Genomic DNA, 17,429 nt, shown 5'->3' with positions numbered 1-17,429 from the left:
ATCAGACTGGCTGTTTTTCCAGCCACAGTTTCAGTTGCTGGCGGGAAATCTTAATGCCGCCCTGCGCAACTTCCTGTGGCAAAACATAATAACGTACCGGTTGCTGAAAACGGGCGAGTTTTCCCTGCAGCCAATCAGCCAGATGCTCAAAGGTAACGTCAGGGTGGGAGTCCACCAGCGCTACCGGTCGCTGACCAAATTCGGCGTCATCAAGCGGCAGCACAAACACGCGCTCCACCTGTGGGTGCGACTGTAAAACTCGCTCAATATCTTCCGGCTGAATCCCCTCTCCGGCGCTGAAGAATAGATTATCCAACCTTCCCACAATATGCAGTTCATCACCCTGCCACATACCGCGATCGCGGGTGCTGAACCAGCCCTCTGCACCAGGCAGTGGCGTGAGTTGTCCGGATTTCCAATACCCGGCCGCCAGACTGCGTGAACGGATCTGAACTTCATTTTTCACCAGCCGTACGGCTTTACCCGTCAACGCCTGACCGACGCCCGGCGAACCGTCAGCGCGTTTTGCGGTTACCGTCGACGCAGCCTCGGTCATTCCATAGCCGCACCAGCAACGAATTCCCATGCGTTCAGCATGTTCCGTCATTTCCTGTGGAATGTGCGCGCCCCCCAACAGGACGTCTTTCAGGCTTGCCGGTAATACAGGCTGCTGAAGCAGTCGCCATAATTGTGTCGGCACCAGCGAGGCATGGGTGCACTCCGCCAGCGCGTCATCAAACGACTGCCCGTCGGCAACGACCAGCGAGGCTCCGGCAGTCAGCCAGCGCCAGATAATCCCCTGACCCGAAACGTGAAACAACGGCAGCGAAAGCAGCCAGCTGTCAGCCAGCGTGAAGGGGATAAGCCCCAGTACGCCCTCTGCGCTGGCCAGGTGTGCGGCTACGCTGTGTGCCGCGGCTTTCGGTAAGCCGCTAGAGCCTGAGGTCAGCGTCAGAGTAGCGATGCGCTCCGGCTGCCAGTCGGCGGCGCTTTCTGAAAAGGCATGGTGAAGAGATAATTCGGGGAAAGGGAGTGTTAAAGGCGCGCCGGTGAGATCGACCATAAAATCGATATTCAGCTGCGGCAGCAATTCATCGCACAAGGTTTGCGGCAGCTGCGGGTTCAGCGGCAGCAGGCGCGCACCGGCCTGCAAGAGAGCCAGATAACAGAGCAACGCGTCAGGGGTATTTTTACTGCGCAGCACCACACCTGAAGCTTCACGCACACCCTGCTGAATAAAACCGGCGGCCAGTGAATCAATGCGGTGCCGTAAATCGCGCCAGCACCAGCTGATTCCCCCAGCCTTAAGGGCAACGGCGAACGGTGAGCGCGTCGCCCATACCCGCCACGGCCAGTCCGTTATCAATGGCTCTGCCACACCACCTCCAGATCCTGTTCAGCCATCACCGGTAATACAGAATCCGGCCAGCGACGGATCAGCTGCGCCTGCATGAGATCCAGCGTATCCAGGCCCGGCACCGCATCCGGCGTCAGCCATTGTGCGATGCGCGCCAGCTGCGTCAGGCCAAGGCTGGATTCAATAGAAGAGCTGATGACAGCCTCCAGCCCGGCGGCGTGCGCCTGAGAAATCAGCTGACGGCAGCGGTTCAGGCTACCGGTAAGGGTTGGTTTGATGATAATCGCCGCCAGCCCGGTTTCAGCCTGCACGGTGAAGCAGGCGTCACGCACGCTTTCATCCCACGCAATAGCAATGCCGGTAGCGCGGGCAAACTCGCGGGACTGTTCACGGGTCTGGCAGGGTTCTTCGATAAAGACAATGCGCGAACGTAATTCTGGCGCGACGTGGCGGGCAAACCCTGCTGATTTCGCCAGCGTCCAGCTGCGGTTGGCATCGAGGCGCAAGCGCAGATCCGGGAACGCTTCCAGCAACATACTGACGTTCAGCCCGTCGCCGACCGACTCGTAAAATCCGACTTTCACTTTCGCCAGTTTTTCGCCCGGCAGCGCCCCCAGACGTGCATACAGTTCATTCGGGTCGCCGTGACACAGCGGCGCACAGCGGGTGCTCAGTGCGTCAGGCAGCTCACCGCGCAACTCGGCGTCGGCACAGCTCAGGCCAAATGCTACCGAAGGCAAGGCGCTGAATGCTGAAGCAAGCGCCGCCAGCGATGCGCCCTGTATCCACTGGTTCAGGGCGTGCTTTACGGCTTCCTGCGCCTGGGTGATATCTTCCACGCTGAACCCCGGCAGCGGCGAAATTTCACCCCAGCCGGTTTTCTCGTCCTGCCACAGTGAAACCAGCAGCCCGTCGCGGGTTTTCAGTCGCTGATTGCGCAACACCACGCCCGCCTCCATTGGCAGGCTGTACCGGTACACCGTGGCGCGGCGCATTATGGATTCCGCTTAAATTTGCTGAAGTCCGGCTGACGTTTTTCAACAAACGCGTTGCGGCCTTCCTGACCTTCATCGGTCATATAGAACAACATCGTGGCGTTACCCGCCAGCTCCTGCAGACCGGCCTGACCGTCGCAGTCGGCGTTGAGCGCCGCTTTCAGACAGCGCAGCGCCATCGGGCTGTTTTCCAGCATCTCACGGCACCAGCGCACGGTTTCTTTTTCCAGATCTGCCAGCGGAACCACGGTGTTGACCAGCCCCATATCCAGCGCAGCGGCCGCATCGTACTGCCGGCACAGGAACCAGATTTCGCGGGCTTTTTTCTGGCCAACGATGCGTGCCATGTAAGACGCGCCCCAGCCGCCATCGAACGAACCCACTTTCGGGCCGGTCTGGCCAAAAATGGCGTTATCCGCAGCAATGGTCAGATCGCACATCATATGCAGCACATGCCCGCCACCGATGGAGTAACCAGCAACCATCGCAACAACAGGTTTCGGACAGGTGCGGATCTGGCGCTGGAAATCCAGCACGTTGAGATGATGCACACCGCTGGCATCCTGATAGCCGCCGTAGTCGCCGCGCACTTTCTGATCGCCTCCTGCGCAGAAGGCTTTATCGCCTTCGCCGGTCAGCACGATCACGCCAATACCTTCGTCATAGCGGGCGTCATCCAGCGCGCGGATCATTTCTTTTACGGTCAGCGGACGGAAGGCATTGCGCACCTGTGGACGGTTGATGGTGATTTTAGCGATGCCATCGGTGGATTTGTGATAGCGAATATCTTCAAAATCTCCGGTGCAATCACGCCATTCCACTGGCGCGTAAAGTACTTTTTCATCAGGATAAATCATGCTCAACTTCCTTTAAGACAGGTGAAGTAATGAATGCCAGCGCCTGACGGGCAAATTCCGCCGGATTGTCACGATGGGCGTTATGCCCGGCATTGGCGACGGTGCGCAGTTCGAAACCGGACTGCTGCGCGAGAGTGATAAATTTGTTATCGGCGCTGCCGCAAAGCCACGCCAGCGGCAGGGAAAGCTGATGCAGCTTCTGACGTAAATCTGGCTGAACCGACAACGACGTGGCGGCAAGCATGGCGGCGACGGTGTGAGGATTATTGCTTTCGCGCAGCACAACCAACTTTTGGCGCTGCGCATCGGTCAGGCTGGCAAATACTGGCTGGCGATACCAGACAGTGAGCGCCTGCTTCCACGGTAACTGCACGAAACGCGTTGCCCACTGCTGGTCGTGATAACGGCGCTGGGCGCGCTCTGCCTGAGAGTTAAGCCCCGGATGTGCGCCTTCGACCACTACGCCCATCAGCCCTGCGCTGTCGCCCTGACAGGCGTGATACAGGCTGATGCGTCCGCCGAGCGAATAGCCAATCAGCCAGTACGAAGTCATTCCCTGCTGCTGCAACGTGTCGGTGAGCAGCTGGCTGACGTCGGCGAATCCGGCGGCGGTGAACTCTGCCGAACGGCCATGCCCCGGTAAATCCACCAGCAGGCAAGGCCAGCCGGAAAGTTGTGCTATCAGCGGCTGCCAGTCGTCGGCGCTGCCGAGCAGACCGTGCAGAAACACCAGCCACGGACGCCCTTTCACATCGGCATTCAGGCGCGTACAGGCCAGCGTCATGACTGGCTCATCTCGGTGACCAGACTGCGCAGACATTCCGCGCCCTCAGTTTCATTCACTTTTAGCTCGACCAGTTTTACACCACCGTGCTGCCAGCATTGCGTGACCGCCTCGTGTAGCTCAGTCATGGATGTCGGACTGGCATAATCGAGCCCGAACATGGCCGCCGCATGTTGAAAATCAACGTTCTGCGGCATGCAGTAGAACCGCTGACGCTCAGCTTCTGGCGTAGGCAACAGAGCGAAAATCTGCCCGCCGTTGTTGTTCACCACGATGATCACCGTCGGCGCAGAGCATTGACGCATCAGCGCCAGCGCGTTCAAATCGTAAAGTGCGGAGATATCGCCGAGCAGCACCAGCGTCGGTTTGCAGGTAGCACGCTGAACGCCTGCGGCGGTGGAGAGCAGACCGTCGATACCGCTGGCGCCGCGATTGGCGAAAATCGGATACCCGGCGGGTAACTGCGCGAAGGCGTCGACCAGCCGGACGATCAGACTGTTACCGAGAAACAGCTGGCCGTGCTCCGGTAAAAGAGATGGTAATTGCCACGCGGCAACGGCTTCGCCAAACCTGCCGGCGAGATGTAATTCGATGGCGTGACGCGCACGCGCGGCGCACTCATCCAGCTCGGGCGCCCAGTCGGGCTGATGCTGCGCCGGATGCTGAAGCAAAAACGCAGCGACAGAGGTCTGAATACGCCGGCCACGATGCTGCGCCGGATCCAGACGCCCCGGCAGCGCATCGATCAGCCAGTATTCATCCGGCTGACACGCCGCCTGCCACTGCAACAGCCGTTTACCGGTCAGCCCGCCGCCAAACTGCACCACCAGCTGCGCGCGCTCAAGCACGTTTTTCGCCTGCGGCGACGCCAGCCATAAATCGGCGCACGGCAGCGGATTACCGGTCGCAGCCTGTACGTCACTTATCAACGGCCAGCCAAGCTGATCAGCCCACTGCACCAGTAATTCACTTTCATGCGCGCTAATCCGCCCGGCGATAATCACGCCGCGTTTCTGCCGCCAGGATAACCAGTCTGGCTGCGCGAGAGAATGCTGCACCGGCGTGAAACTCAGCCACGGCTGATGCCCCTGCCACCAGTCGCCGAGCAGCTCCAGCCAGTCGGTATATTCGCCGGAATCCTCGCCGTAAAGCGGTTCAGCGAACGGACAGTTAATGTGGACCGCGCCGTGGGTTTGCTGCGCCAGCGCGTTGTCGATGGCCGACACCAGCCAGCGTGCACTGATTTCAGGGGTCGGACGTGGTAGATCCAGCGCCTGCACCGGATAGCTGGCGAACATACCCGGCTGACGGATGGCCTGATTGGCGCCGCAGTCAATCAATTCCGGCGGACGGTCGGCGGTCAGCAGAACCAGTTTTTCGCCGGTGAGACTGGCTTCGATGAGTGCCGGATAGAGATTCGCCACCGCCGTTCCGGAGGTGACTATCACCGCCACCGGCGTGCCGCTGGCTTTCGCCAGACCGAGTGCCAGATGACCGAGGCCGCGTTCGTCAAAATGGGTGTGGCAGATGAGATGGGGATGCGCTGCCGCTGCGAGCGTCAGCGCGGTGGAACGCGAACCCGGCGCAATGCAGACGTGCTTTACCTGATGGCGCGTCAGCGACTCAAGGATCAGCGTCGCCCAGCGGCGATTGAAGACGGCAACGGACATAAATGACTCTCCCGGCAACGGATTATCCGGCCTGAACGACAGGCGTGTAGTGTTCTTCCAGCAAAGTCCGCAATCCTGCGGCTTTATTTTCGATCTCCTGCCATTCCTGTGCAGCATCAGAACCGGCGACAATACCTGCGCCCGCGAAGAGTTCCAGATGATGTCCTTTCACCGCAGCCGATCGCAGCGCGACGGTGAACTCACTTTGTTCAGTGCTCAGATATCCGGCGGAACCGGCGTACCACTGACGGTCAAAAGGTTCGTACTCGGCGATAAATTTACGCGCCGCCTGACGCGGTAATCCGGCCACGGCGGCGGTGGGTTGCAGACGTTGCAGGCATCCTGCATCGTCTGCGCCGGTCAGTTCACCGTGGATGCTACGGCGCAGATGCTGCACTTTGCGCAAACGCAGGATTTCTGCGGGCATCACATCCAGAGAATGCGCCCCGCCCTGCAAACGCTGGCAGATATCATCGACTACCAGCAGGTTTTCGCGCTGATTTTTTCCGTCGCTGAGCAGCCATTCGCCGAGTTCATGGGCTTTCTGATTATCAGAATGATTAGCTACCGTGCCCGCCAGCGCTTCGGTAAAAAGCTCAGTGTGATCGCGCAGGAAAAGACGTTCCGGACTGGAACCAAGGAACGCCTGTTGCGGCGTGAACGCCAGCATAAAATGATAACAGTGGTGATTCACTGCGCGGCTTGCGGCGAGGAATGCACAGGCATTCAGCGGCTGACTAAGCGTTAACGTGGTTTTGCGTGCCAGCACGACTTTGTCGAACGTCTGCTGTTCGATACTTTTCAGTGCGCGGGTAATCAGCTGATTCCACTGCGGCTCGGCGGGTAAATGCTGGTGCTGAACGACGCGGGAGGTGATCGGCGGTAACGCACGACTGGCGACAAGCGAACGCAGGAACCGTCGCGTGCGGCGCGCTTCTTCATGCAGCGAAACCGCGGCAAACAGCGTGCAGCGTAGCCAGTAAGTATTGCCAAGACGGCAAAGTTCGATGCGCGGCAAAAACAGCGCATTAGCCGGGACGTCAGAAGAGTCAGCACCGTTGAAGGCATTGAGCCCCCAGATGTGCAAATCGGGAATGTCCTGATGCTGGCGAATAAATTCCTGAGCCTGCTGCATATCGCCGAAAGAACAGGCATCGCCGCAGACAGCGGCTTCTTCATGGCCGTCGCGCTGCTGCCAGTAGAATTTCGGGTAACAGGGTTGCGCCGACAACCATTCAAGCAGACCCGCGTCAGGCTGTTTTTGCAGGGAATAACTGAGCTGCCGGACACCCGGCGCGTCAGGCCATTCGCCTGCGAGCGCTGTATCAAGCTGGTCAATGATTGCTGATATTTGTTTCACCGCTACCTCGGGCCATACCGGATGTTTTGTGACGGGCAGAAAAACCCTTCTGGATCAAAAAACGGGTTGGATCAATTACGAATGAATTATGCGGCGTTACGAAAAATGAAAATATGCGACAGATCAAGCTGTAGTGAGTGCAGTCAGATAGGAAGGAGTATAGGAGGAGAAAAAAGGATTATCCAAGCGGGAAAAAACTTAAAAATAAGGGCAGCCATGCGCTGCCCTGAGGTACGTTTTTATAAGGTGCTATCAGTGTTTAGCGACGCAGCAACAGGCCGACAACTAAACCTACCGCAGCGCCGACACCCACGCCATGCCACGGGTTTTCACGTACATAGCTGTCGGTTTGCTCGGCAACGTCACGGGCTTTGCGGCAGTATGAGCGGGCTTTAGGATCAAGACGGGATTTGATGTCTTTCAGCGCGTCTTCTGCGCGGGTCTTGATTTCAACGTATTTATCGTCAGCTTTATCACCGGAAGATTTCAGCACTTCTTCCAGTGTTTCAGTCAGCATGCGTAAATCGTCGTCTAACGAATTCTGCTGTGCTTCAAATTGGTCAGCCATGGTTATCTCCTTATGATGTGATCGTTCACTTGCCTTTAACCCTAGCGCAGATCCGGATGAAATGCCTGTGAGATATCACATAAACTTCCGTAAAAACGGGGTTTTAAGAACCTTCCGAGCCTTTTGGTTGATCCATTGCATGAAGATTTTTCGCGTCTGACAGCTGCTTTTCGCGCTGTTTCGCCAGCCATAATCCGCTGTTTTTCATCGCGTATCCGAAAACTAATCCAACCAGTAACGATACGACAACTAAACGCCAGTCGCCCTGTGCCGCAAAAGTCGCGCAGGCACCTATAAACGTACCCGGCACAAAGGCCAGCCATTGCTGGCGCGCCTGAATACACATCAGGAACGCCACGATGCCGGTCAGCATATAACCCAAAATGCTCCACTCGGGGCGAATGGCGCTGCCCGCGATGATGACGACAGCCCAAAACACGCCGCTCATGCAGGTCAGCGTACTGATCGCCAGTCCGCGCAGGCCACCCTGAGGGCAGGCGAAATATGCCGTGCAGCCGAGGAAACCCGCCCAGCCGATCAGGCCAAGGCTGATTGCCACCCAACCCCAGATACCGGAGAGGATCCCGGTGGTGATCGCTATCATCACTAAAACATTCATGGTTTAAAACCTGCGCAAATTGGGACAAGCGCGCAGTTTACTCATTGATGGGAAGAATGGAATGGGCTGGATCACAAATTCAATGTAATTTCGCACTTAACATACATAAAAATGTGACATTCATCACACAAACCCTAACGCAGATATCCGGCTGTTTGAAAGAACATGTCGTGTTGCGATCCTCCTAAAAAGTACTAAATCATGAACATCTATTTTATTAATCATGTTTTTTATCCTTACGTTCTTATTTATGAGGATTTATTAGACGTTATTATTTTCTGACACGTGAATACATTCTTATAGTAGTTATGTGGTTAATTGAAAACGCACCCGCCAGACTGAATGACTGGAAATTCCAGTCCCTTAATAAAATTCAAATAATAACTCCCACGGAGTCACAATCATGAGTACTATTTCACGAACAAAGACACTTTATACCTTGCAAGACCCTACCTGGATAAAAAATTCGGGAACCGATAAAGGAATAAATCACGACAGGCAGCATCTGGGACTTATCCTCGCCGCAGGTCAGGTTCTTACCATCAAACAAACTAACCCCAAATTCAAGGGATCATTGACGCTCTGGTTGTTAAACTCAGACAATCAGACAGAAAAGTCCTTTAGCATAACCAGTACTGCGGCGAACATCAGTTTTACCACGACTAGCGTCCCGTTTATCACCACACCGTATTCAACCATAGCGCCGGTTATTGAATATAGTTTCCCAAATACTTCAAAGCCTCTGCCTGTATATAACGAGTGTGATGATGAACTTCCATTTTTCCAATTATGGGATTCTCATGATGCTGAATTTGCGCTGATATATTCTCAGTTCATTCAAATTCTGGTACCGAAAGTTGATAAAGAAAAAATGAGAAATACCGGAATAACGGAAAATATCAACGGCGTTATTGGTAATTATAATCAGATCTTCGAATTCTATAATTCATTACTGGGCGTGGGTTTTGATTCAGACGTTGCTACCGATAAAAATATTCCCAACCGTTACTTCGGTAAAGCCGATTTACACGGTTGGGGCGCGGCTTACTACGGCTCCGACTGGACGGCTCAAACCAGCTCCAGCATTGCGAGTTTCTGGCTCGCTAAGATTGAAGATAACTGGGGATGCTTACACGAAATCGCACACGGGTATGAAGGCAAATTTATGTCCGATCCAGTGATTTCAACGTCTGAGGTCTGGAACAATATTTTTGCGGCCACTTTCCAATACAAGATACTGGGTGACCAGGTCTATAAGAAAGGCTGGTTGTATAACTACGGCAAGGAAAGCGCAGTACTCGCCCAAATTCAAAATAACCTGAAAGACAATGTGCCGGTTAACAGTTGGGATTTGCGCTCCAAACTGTTCTTTTTGATGCAGTTGAAAGACAGTGCCAGCGATGCGGCTTTCACGCATTTCTACCAGAACTATCGTGTCATCAGTAATCAGACAGGTTTTGCTGTCGCCGATTATCAACTGCTGGAGTTGCTCTCTGATAGCTACATTAAGATTGCTGGCGTGGATGTCACGCCTTATGTTTATCGCGCAGGTGCCACAATGCGCGATACTCAGCGGGAAATTAATCTTTTCAGTGAAAGTAAACCCGTCTATCCGCTAACAGAATTGGTCAGCGAAAGTCAGGCAACAGCATTGAAAACCAGCCTGACTTTGCACAACACTCTGTCATTGGTGACGGCGGCACAACTGGCTTCCACGTCGTTAAAGAGCGATCTGACGATCACATTAAATATTGATGACGCGGCACAGATCAGCGGCGAGAAGGTATTAATCACACAAGATGATGTCAGTCATCCGCTTAAAACGATTGAAATCAGCGGCACGACCTTAACCCTTTCACAGCTACCGGTCGGCGTGTATAAAATCCAACTGCCAACGGGCAAAAGTACCAAGTACAAAATCGATGATTACTATGCGGTCGTAAAAGAAGGCGGAAACACGCAGACTATCAACTACGTCGAAAAACTCAGTTCGCCGTTAATTAATCAGTCCTTTAATTTTCTGGGTTTAGGTGATGACTTTTTCTGCTCACTTAAAGTGGATCACTCCACACACAAGATCATCGTAGATGTCACCAACTCAGCACCACATTCCTATTTTCCCGGCACGGCTTACGCGAAAATCGAAATCTATGATGTGCAGGGAAATATTGTGTTTAACCGCACAATGAATGGTGATAAGACCAGCATATCGCACGATGAAATTCCTTTTGAAACCAGCTACCGCATCGCTATTTTCCATCAGGAAACGTCGACCCGTCTGAAACTGGCACCGGCCGCTGCCGGCGTGATCAATACCAAATCAACGAGCAATACTTTTGTAATAACATCTGCAGGTCTGGTAAACGAAGCATTACAAAACGATCCCTTTATTCCGCTGCTTACGGCTATCAGCAATCAAGCCGATAAGATCCGCGCGATCCCATCAATGCTGGCAGCAGAATATGCCTCTTCTAAAGACGATATTTATACTGCCATCTCGCTATTCGCCAGCCCGCAAAAAGAACAACTGTTGGAAACGTACCAGGATGTGATCTCGACACATAACAGCCTGCATGCCGATCCAGATGTTTTGACCGATGGTTTTACACTCAACCTCCAGGCCAGACCCGACGGTGAACAATTCAGCTATGAGGCCACTCTGACAACCGGCGGATGCGAAGCCGTAGTCAGTAAAACCCTCTATCCGGCGGATAACGTCTCTCCGTCATTGCAAATCACCATCGCCGACCAAAATGGCAAAGCGCTGTTTAAGTATGTGCATAAAAATGGGTGATATGTTTTTTGAAAGCAGTTTGCATCAATAAAAAAAGCCGCTCATCTGAGCGGCCTTTCATGCTGCAACAACCATCAGAGCATCGGTTGTGCCATTTGCACCAGCGTAATCAGCGGTTGCGGGAAGATACCGAGCAACAACACCAAAATCGCGGAAATCAGTACAACGACGCCGCCTGCCGTTAACGCCCAGTTATTCGGGGTGTCACGTACCAGCGTTTCCGGCGCACTGAGATACAGGCTGACGGTCACGCGCAGGTAGTAGTAAAGACCAATCGCCGACCCCACGACTACTGCACCGGTCAGCCACCACAGATGCGCGGTCACACCGGTCGCAATCACGTAGAACTTACCGATAAAGCCAAGGGTCATCGGGATACCGGCCAGTGATAACATCATCACGGTCATTACCGCAGACAGAATCGGCTTGTGCCAGAACAGACCACGGTAGGAGAACAGTGATTCTGCATCCGGGCCTTTATACGGACTGGACATCAGACTGACTACACCGAAGGCACCGAGGCTGCTGAACAGATAACCGGCCAGATACACACCGACGGTTTCCATCGACAGCTGATGGGTTTGCACCGCAATCAGCGCCACCAGCAAATAGCCGAGGTGTGCGATGGAGGAATAACCGAGCAGGCGTTTAATGTTGCTCTGGCTGATCGCCATGATGTTACCGACCAGAATCGAGCAAAAGGCAATAATGCCCAACACGATGCGAATCGCTTCGCTGTCGGCCACCGGTGCGTACAGGAATAAACGCATGACCACGGCAAAGATAGCAATCTTGCTGGCGGTTGCCAGGAAGGTTGATACCGGTGCAGGTGCGCCCTGATACACATCTGGTGTCCACAGGTGGAAAGGAACCAGCGACAGTTTAAAGCCCAGACCCACGATCATCATACCCAAACCGGCCAACAGCAGCGGCTGGTGTAGCATCACGCCATCGGCCAGGTTTCTACCCAGCGCCGCGAAGGACAAATCACCAGACTGTGCGTACAGCAGTGCCATACCGAACAGCAGGAAAGATGACGCCGCAGCGGAAAGCAGCATGTACTTAATGGCGGCTTCCAGCGAGCGTTTCTGACGGTAGGCGTAACCGATAAGGCCAAACAATGGCAGGGAAATCAGTTCGATTCCGAGGAACATTGATGCCAGATGGTTAGAGCATGCCAGCAGAATGCCGCCCATGGCTGCGATGAGCACTAACAGATAGAACTCTTCGCGATTGTCCGGATATCCGGCCAGCCAAGGGTAAGCAAACGTGCTGGTTGCCAGACTCGCGAGCAATACCAGCCCGATGTAAAACATCGAGTAACCGTCAATACGCAGCAGCGGCGTGACGTCCTGCGGCCCCACCTGCCCGACGTAGTACAGGGAAAGTAAGGCAACGTTCAGCCCGATGACTGTCAGTGTGGCATTAAGAAAATGGTCGCGTCGCCACGCAATGGACAGCATCACCACCACCACCGTCAATCCGACGATCATCAGCGGTAATAGTGCGATCAGATTTTGAAGTGTAAATGTCATGGCGAGTTACGGCCTTGTCGTTGAAATAGTGGAAACTGATGACCCGAACCAGTGCTGAATGTTGCTCATCGCTGCACTTGAAGTATCGAGGATAGGCTGCGGGTAGAAGCCCAGCGCCACCAGCAATACCACCAGTAACAGAATGATCGACAATTCGCGTGCGGTCATGCCTGGCAGCGGCTGGTCAGACTTCGCTTTACCGTAGTAAGCGCGCTGCATCATCACCAGGGAATACACCGAGGCAAATACCAGACCGAAGGTCGAGATGACAGCGATCACCGGTACAACCGGGAAGCTGCCAAACAGGATCATGATTTCACCCACAAAGTTACCGGTACCCGGCATCCCTAAGGTCGCCACGGCAAAGAACAGTGACAACGCTGGCAGGTATTTTATGCGTCCCCACAGTCCACCCATCTGGCGCATATCACGGGTATGCAGACGCTCGTATAGCTGACCACAGATGATGAACATACCGGCTGCGGACAGACCGTGTGCAATCATCTGAATCACTGCGCCCTGGTACGCCAGCTGGCTGCCGGTGTAGATAGCAATCAGCACGAAGCCCATGTGCGAGACAGAGGTATAAGCGATCAGACGTTTGATATCGGTCTGTGCGAAGGCCATCCACGCGCCGTAGAAGATACCAATCACACCCAGCCACATAGCAATCGGTGCGAATTCATGCGAAGCGTTCGGGAACAGCGGCAGACAGAATCGCAACATCCCGTAAGCCGCGGTTTTCAACAAGATCCCCGCTAAGTCAACGGAACCGGCGGTTGGCGCCTGACTGTGCGCATCTGGCAACCAGCCATGCAACGGTACCACCGGCATTTTCACCGCAAAGGCGATGAAGAAGCCCAGCATCAGCAGATATTCAACATTACGCGACATCGGCGTTTTCAAAAGATCAGCGTAGTTGAATGTCCAGATACCGGTCGCGTTATAGTGCACAAACACCAGACCCAGGATTGCAATCAGCATCACCAGACCACTGGACTGTGTGTAGATGAAGAACTTGGTTGCTGCGCTGATACGCGTTTTACCGTCTGACGCTTTGTGGCCCCACAGAGCAATCAGGAAGTACATCGGCACCAACATCATTTCCCAGAAGAAGAAGAACAGGAACAAGTCGATGGCGAGGAACACGCCGATAACACCGCCGAGGATCCACAGCAGGTTCAGGTGGAAGAAACCCTGATACTTCTGGATTTCACGCCATGAACAGAGGATCGCCAGTACACCGAGCAAACCGGTCAGTACAACCATCAGCAGGGACAAACCGTCCAGCGCCAGATGGAAGCTGATACCAAAACGAGGGATCCACGGCACCGAGAACTCGGATTGCCACTGTGGAATGCCCGCAGGTGATGTTAATGAGTATCCTCCCTGCAACCACAGTTGCACGGAAAGAGCCAGCGTCAGCCCCATCGCAATTAACGCGATCCAGCGCGGTACTTTGCTCCCAAAGCGCTCAGTCTGCCAGCACAGCAGCCCGCCGATAAAGGGGATAAATATTAGCCAAGGTAATAGCATGGCGTGTCGTTCCCTTCTTTTATGCCCGTAGGCTATTTCACTTGCCGGCCGTCAGACAGACAAACCGGCATTGATAATGACACCCGTAAGACAGGCTTAAATCACCAGCAGCAGTGCAAGGACTACCACTGCACCCAGCCCCATCGATGCGACGTACCAGCGAACCATACCGTTTTCGCTGAGGGTCAGACCGCGGTTACCCAGACGGGTAAAGATCGCAGGCAGATTCATCATCGAGTTCAGCGGGTCACGCTGCAGGAGTTTCGCGATAGCCAGATAAGGTTTCACGAAAATCATGTCGTACAGCCAGTCGAAGCCCCAGGCATGGAACCACCAGGTCGTGAAGAAACGGCCCGGCGCGCTTTTCGCGATGCTGTTGACCAGCGAGCGTTTACCCAGATACAGGGCTGCCGCCAGCAGAATACCGGCAATCGCAATCACACCCGACGTGATTTCCAGGGTCAGCACGCTGCCATGCGCCAGCTCAGTGGTTTCCGGCAGGACGCCTTGCAGCGGCGGAACAATCATGGCGCCAATGAAGGTGGACAGAACCAGTAATACCAGCAGCGGCAGGTGGTGAGTGATGCCTTTACCCGCATGGGCTTTGATTTTTTCTTCGCCGTGGAACACGATGAAAATCATGCGGAAGGTGTACAGCGAGGTCATAAATGCACCGACCAGACCGGCAACCATCAGATTGAGATGACCGTTAGCCAGCGCACCGGCGAGGATTTCATCTTTACTGAAGAAGCCCGCGGTGATGATTGGCAAGGCAGACAACGCTGCGCCGCCGACCAGGAAGCAGACGTACACCAGCGGAATGGATTTACGCAATCCACCCATCTTGAAGATGTTCTGTTCGTGGTGGCAGGCCAAAATGACCGAGCCGGAAGAAAGGAACAACAGTGCTTTAAAGAACGCGTGCGTCATCAGGTGGAAGATTGCGGCATCCCACGCCTGAACGCCCAACGCCAGGAACATGTAACCAATCTGGCTCATGGTCGAGTAAGCAAGTACGCGTTTGATATCGGTTTGCACCAGTGCGGCGAAGCCCGCGAGTACCAGGGTGACTGCACCGATAATGCCCACCAGATGCAGTACTTCAGGCGCCATCAGGAACAGGCCGTGCGTACGTGCAATCAGATAAACACCGGCGGTCACCATGGTCGCGGCGTGGATCAGCGCGGAAACCGGTGTCGGACCGGCCATGGCGTCTGCCAGCCAGGTCTGCAACGGCAGCTGTGCGGATTTACCCACTGCGCCACCCAGTAACATCAGGGTTGCCCAGGTAATTGCCGTATCGCCAACCGCCAGTTTCTGCGGTGCCAGCACCATCAGTTCACGAATGTTCAGCGTACCCAGCTCGCGGTACAGGATGAACAATGCGAAGGCCAGGAACACGTCACCCACGCGGGTCACGATGAATGCTTTCATCGCTGCCGCGCCATTGGCCGGATTGGTGTAGTAGAAACCGATCAGCAGATAGCTGCACAGGCCCACGCCTTCCCAACCGAGATACATCAGCAGTAAGTTGTCTGCCAGTACCAGAATCACCATACTGGCGATAAACAGGTTGGTGTAAGCGAAGAAGCGTGAGTAGCCCTCTTCACCGCGCATGTACCAGGAAGCGAACATGTGGATGAAGAAGCCGACGCCGGTCACCACGGAGAGCATGGTCATCGACAAACCGTCGAGGGTCAGCGTTGCGGAGATATTGAAATCCCCGACCTGCATCCAGTTCCACAACGTCTGGTTGAAGACTTCAACGCCAGCCGCTTTACTACTGAGGAAGTTGATGCCCACATACACAGTGGTCAGTGCTGCCAGACCAATCGAACCCACGCCAACCGTAGCCGACGTATTTTCAGACCAGCGACCGCGTGAGAAGGCCAGTAACAGGAAGCCAATCAGCGGGAACAGAATAGTTAAATAGAGTAAGTTCATCCGCGCATCTCACTGACAGTATCAATATTCAGGGTGTGGCGACGGCGATACAGTTGCAGCAGCAACGCCAGACCAATACTGGCCTCCGCCGCAGCCAGGCTAATTGCCAGGATGTACATCACCTGACCGTCTGCCTGACCCCAATAGCTTCCTGCCACAATGAACGCCAGCGCCGCCGCATTGATCATCACTTCCAGACTGATCAGCATAAACAGCAGATTACGACGAACAAGCAGTCCGGTCAGACCCAACACAAAGAGGATCGCGGCCAGGATCAGGCCATGTTGTAGAGGGATCATGCTCTCTCCTCCGTTTTTCTTTTCGCCATTTCCGTCGTGGCCGGTGCGTCACCAAAGACTTCACCCGCTTTATGTTCACGACCAATGTGGAACGCTACGACCAGACCGGCCAGCAGCAGCATTGACGCCAGTTCAACCGCCAGAACGTACGGACCAAACAGCGCGATGCCGACCGCTTTCGCGTCAACCATATCGCCTTTGATACCGTGGTCGTGCAGACCTACGATAGAGGCGATCATCACGCCCAGCAGCACCACGGCCAGAATCGATGGCCCGATCCAGGTCGAAGGCTGTAGCCATGCGCGCTCCTGTTCCTGGACGTTGCCAAGGTTCAGCATCATCACCACGAACACAAACAACACCATGATGGCCCCGGCGTAGACGATGATCTCCAGCGCACCGGCGAAATATGCGCCGAGCGAGAAGAACACCGCCGCAATCGCCAGCAAAGAGACGATCAGATACAGCAGTGCATGTACCGGGTTGGTGTGCGTGATAACACGCAATGTCGCCAACACGGCCACCAGGGCTGCAATATAAAATGCAAATTCCATGCTTGCGGCTCCTTAGGGCAACAGACCTTTGACGTTGATCGGTTTGGCTTCGTTTTCCGCATCGCCTTTCGGCTTGCCGTCAACGGCCATACCGGACATCCGGTAGAAGTTATATTCCGGATACTTACCCGGTCCAGAGATCAACAAATCTTCTTTTTCGTACACCAGATCCTGGCGCTTGAATTCACCCATTTCGAAGTCCGGCGTCAGCTGAATCGCTGTTGTCGGGCAAGCTTCTTCACACAGACCGCAGAAAATGCAGCGTGAAAAGTTGATGCGGAAGAATTCCGGATACCAGCGGCCGTCTTTATGCTCTGCTTTTTGCAAAGAAATACAGCCTACCGGACAGGCTACCGCACACAGGTTACAGGCAACGCAGCGCTCTTCACCGTCGGGGTCGCGCGTCAGCACGATACGACCACGGTAACGCGGAGGTGGATTGACCGGTACTTCCGGGTACATCTGGGTTTCGCGCTTGGCGAAGGCATGCATGCCTATCATCCACAAGCTACGAACCTGGGTCCCGAACCCGACCACTAAGTCTTTCAATGTCATGG

The 17,429-nt window shown here is 54.6% G+C and carries 15 protein-coding genes; 1 reads left to right on the top strand and 14 read right to left on the bottom strand.

Features of this window, described 5'->3' with window-relative positions; genetic code table 11:
• Position 1: 1 nt before the first annotated feature.
• The 8 genes from menE to ACMHLI_RS09890 form a co-directional block, all read right to left on the bottom strand.
• Complete coding sequence (menE, locus tag ACMHLI_RS09925; RefSeq protein WP_413529310.1) at positions 2-1,378, bottom strand: o-succinylbenzoate--CoA ligase; 1,377 nt, start codon at positions 1,376-1,378, stop codon at positions 2-4.
• The gene (gene menC, locus ACMHLI_RS09920; RefSeq protein ID WP_413529309.1) at positions 1,363-2,352 is read right to left on the bottom strand and encodes an o-succinylbenzoate synthase; all 990 of its coding nucleotides are present in this window, start codon (positions 2,350-2,352) and stop codon (positions 1,363-1,365) included. Before menC ends, menE begins: the two co-directional genes overlap by 16 nt.
• Positions 2,352-3,209, bottom strand: coding sequence for a 1,4-dihydroxy-2-naphthoyl-CoA synthase (menB, locus tag ACMHLI_RS09915; RefSeq protein WP_213052189.1), 858 nt, complete (start codon positions 3,207-3,209; stop codon positions 2,352-2,354). The genes menC and menB overlap by 1 nt, the downstream gene beginning before the upstream one ends.
• Positions 3,196-3,993: a 2-succinyl-6-hydroxy-2,4-cyclohexadiene-1-carboxylate synthase gene (gene menH / locus ACMHLI_RS09910; RefSeq protein ID WP_413529531.1), complete on the bottom strand. Its 798-nt coding sequence runs from the start codon at positions 3,991-3,993 to the stop codon at positions 3,196-3,198. Before menH ends, menB begins: the two co-directional genes overlap by 14 nt.
• Entirely contained in the window at positions 3,990-5,663 is a 1,674-nt protein-coding gene (menD, locus tag ACMHLI_RS09905) for a 2-succinyl-5-enolpyruvyl-6-hydroxy-3-cyclohexene-1-carboxylic-acid synthase (protein WP_413529308.1), read from the bottom strand. Before menD ends, menH begins: the two co-directional genes overlap by 4 nt.
• Before the next feature lie 22 nt (positions 5,664-5,685).
• Positions 5,686-7,023 (bottom strand): isochorismate synthase MenF, encoded by a 1,338-nt coding sequence (menF, locus tag ACMHLI_RS09900; protein ID WP_413529307.1) that lies wholly within the window; start codon positions 7,021-7,023, stop codon positions 5,686-5,688.
• Between the two features lie 259 nt (positions 7,024-7,282).
• Positions 7,283-7,591, bottom strand: a complete 309-nt coding sequence (locus ACMHLI_RS09895) for a DUF883 family protein (RefSeq protein WP_112166932.1) — start codon at positions 7,589-7,591, stop codon at positions 7,283-7,285.
• Between the two features lie 103 nt (positions 7,592-7,694).
• Complete coding sequence (locus ACMHLI_RS09890; protein WP_413529306.1) at positions 7,695-8,210, bottom strand: DUF1097 domain-containing protein; 516 nt, start codon at positions 8,208-8,210, stop codon at positions 7,695-7,697.
• A gap of 403 nt (positions 8,211-8,613) precedes the next feature.
• On the opposite strand from ACMHLI_RS09890, the gene ACMHLI_RS09885 reads away from it, so the two are divergent.
• Entirely contained in the window at positions 8,614-11,004 is a 2,391-nt protein-coding gene (locus ACMHLI_RS09885) for a putative mucin/carbohydrate-binding domain-containing protein (protein ID WP_413529305.1), read from the top strand.
• Between the two features lie 74 nt (positions 11,005-11,078).
• Here ACMHLI_RS09885 and nuoN read toward each other — a convergent pair whose 3' ends face one another.
• The 6 genes from nuoN to nuoI all read right to left on the bottom strand — a co-directional run bounded on the left by nuoN (position 11,079) and on the right by nuoI (position 17,427).
• Entirely contained in the window at positions 11,079-12,539 is a 1,461-nt protein-coding gene (gene nuoN / locus ACMHLI_RS09880; protein WP_413529304.1) for an NADH-quinone oxidoreductase subunit NuoN, read from the bottom strand.
• Positions 12,540-12,545: 6 nt separating this feature from the next.
• Positions 12,546-14,075, bottom strand: coding sequence for an NADH-quinone oxidoreductase subunit M (gene nuoM / locus ACMHLI_RS09875; protein WP_413529303.1), 1,530 nt, complete (start codon positions 14,073-14,075; stop codon positions 12,546-12,548).
• A gap of 96 nt (positions 14,076-14,171) precedes the next feature.
• Positions 14,172-16,019, bottom strand: coding sequence for an NADH-quinone oxidoreductase subunit L (gene nuoL / locus ACMHLI_RS09870; RefSeq protein ID WP_413529302.1), 1,848 nt, complete (start codon positions 16,017-16,019; stop codon positions 14,172-14,174).
• Positions 16,016-16,318 carry an NADH-quinone oxidoreductase subunit NuoK gene (gene nuoK, locus ACMHLI_RS09865; protein ID WP_004936014.1) on the bottom strand — a complete coding sequence of 101 codons (303 nt, stop codon included), beginning with the start codon at positions 16,316-16,318 and terminating at the stop codon, positions 16,016-16,018. Before nuoK ends, nuoL begins: the two co-directional genes overlap by 4 nt.
• Positions 16,315-16,872, bottom strand: a complete 558-nt coding sequence (gene nuoJ / locus ACMHLI_RS09860; RefSeq protein WP_112166925.1) for an NADH-quinone oxidoreductase subunit J — start codon at positions 16,870-16,872, stop codon at positions 16,315-16,317. Before nuoJ ends, nuoK begins: the two co-directional genes overlap by 4 nt.
• A 12-nt stretch (positions 16,873-16,884) precedes the next feature.
• Positions 16,885-17,427, bottom strand: coding sequence for an NADH-quinone oxidoreductase subunit NuoI (nuoI, locus tag ACMHLI_RS09855; protein WP_413529301.1), 543 nt, complete (start codon positions 17,425-17,427; stop codon positions 16,885-16,887).
• Positions 17,428-17,429: the final 2 nt, after the last annotated feature.

This window comes from Rahnella inusitata (assembly GCF_965118895.1).
Lineage (GTDB): Bacteria > Pseudomonadota > Gammaproteobacteria > Enterobacterales > Enterobacteriaceae > Rahnella > Rahnella inusitata_A.
Note: the sequence above shows the minus strand (reverse complement) of the source record. Positions and strands in the feature narration are given on the sequence as shown.

Bases quoted from the DNA above. Each gene is read 5' to 3' on its own strand.
- menC (WP_413529309.1), bottom strand. From the start codon at position 2,352: ATGCGCCGCGCCACGGTGTACCGGTACAGCCTGCCAATGGAGGCGGGC.
- menB (WP_213052189.1), bottom strand. From the start codon at position 3,209: ATGATTTATCCTGATGAAAAAGTACTTTACGCGCCAGTGGAATGGCGT.
- menH (WP_413529531.1), bottom strand. From the start codon at position 3,993: ATGACGCTGGCCTGTACGCGCCTGAATGCCGATGTGAAAGGGCGTCCG.
- menD (WP_413529308.1), bottom strand. From the start codon at position 5,663: ATGTCCGTTGCCGTCTTCAATCGCCGCTGGGCGACGCTGATCCTTGAG.
- ACMHLI_RS09895 (WP_112166932.1), bottom strand. From the start codon at position 7,591: ATGGCTGACCAATTTGAAGCACAGCAGAATTCGTTAGACGACGATTTA.
- ACMHLI_RS09890 (WP_413529306.1), bottom strand. From the start codon at position 8,210: ATGAATGTTTTAGTGATGATAGCGATCACCACCGGGATCCTCTCCGGT.
- ACMHLI_RS09885 (WP_413529305.1), top strand. From the start codon at position 8,614: ATGAGTACTATTTCACGAACAAAGACACTTTATACCTTGCAAGACCCT.
- nuoN (WP_413529304.1), bottom strand. From the start codon at position 12,539: ATGACATTTACACTTCAAAATCTGATCGCACTATTACCGCTGATGATC.
- nuoM (WP_413529303.1), bottom strand. From the start codon at position 14,075: ATGCTATTACCTTGGCTAATATTTATCCCCTTTATCGGCGGGCTGCTG.
- nuoL (WP_413529302.1), bottom strand. From the start codon at position 16,019: ATGAACTTACTCTATTTAACTATTCTGTTCCCGCTGATTGGCTTCCTG.
- nuoK (WP_004936014.1), bottom strand. From the start codon at position 16,318: ATGATCCCTCTACAACATGGCCTGATCCTGGCCGCGATCCTCTTTGTG.
- nuoJ (WP_112166925.1), bottom strand. From the start codon at position 16,872: ATGGAATTTGCATTTTATATTGCAGCCCTGGTGGCCGTGTTGGCGACA.
- nuoI (WP_413529301.1), bottom strand. From the start codon at position 17,427: ATGACATTGAAAGACTTAGTGGTCGGGTTCGGGACCCAGGTTCGTAGC.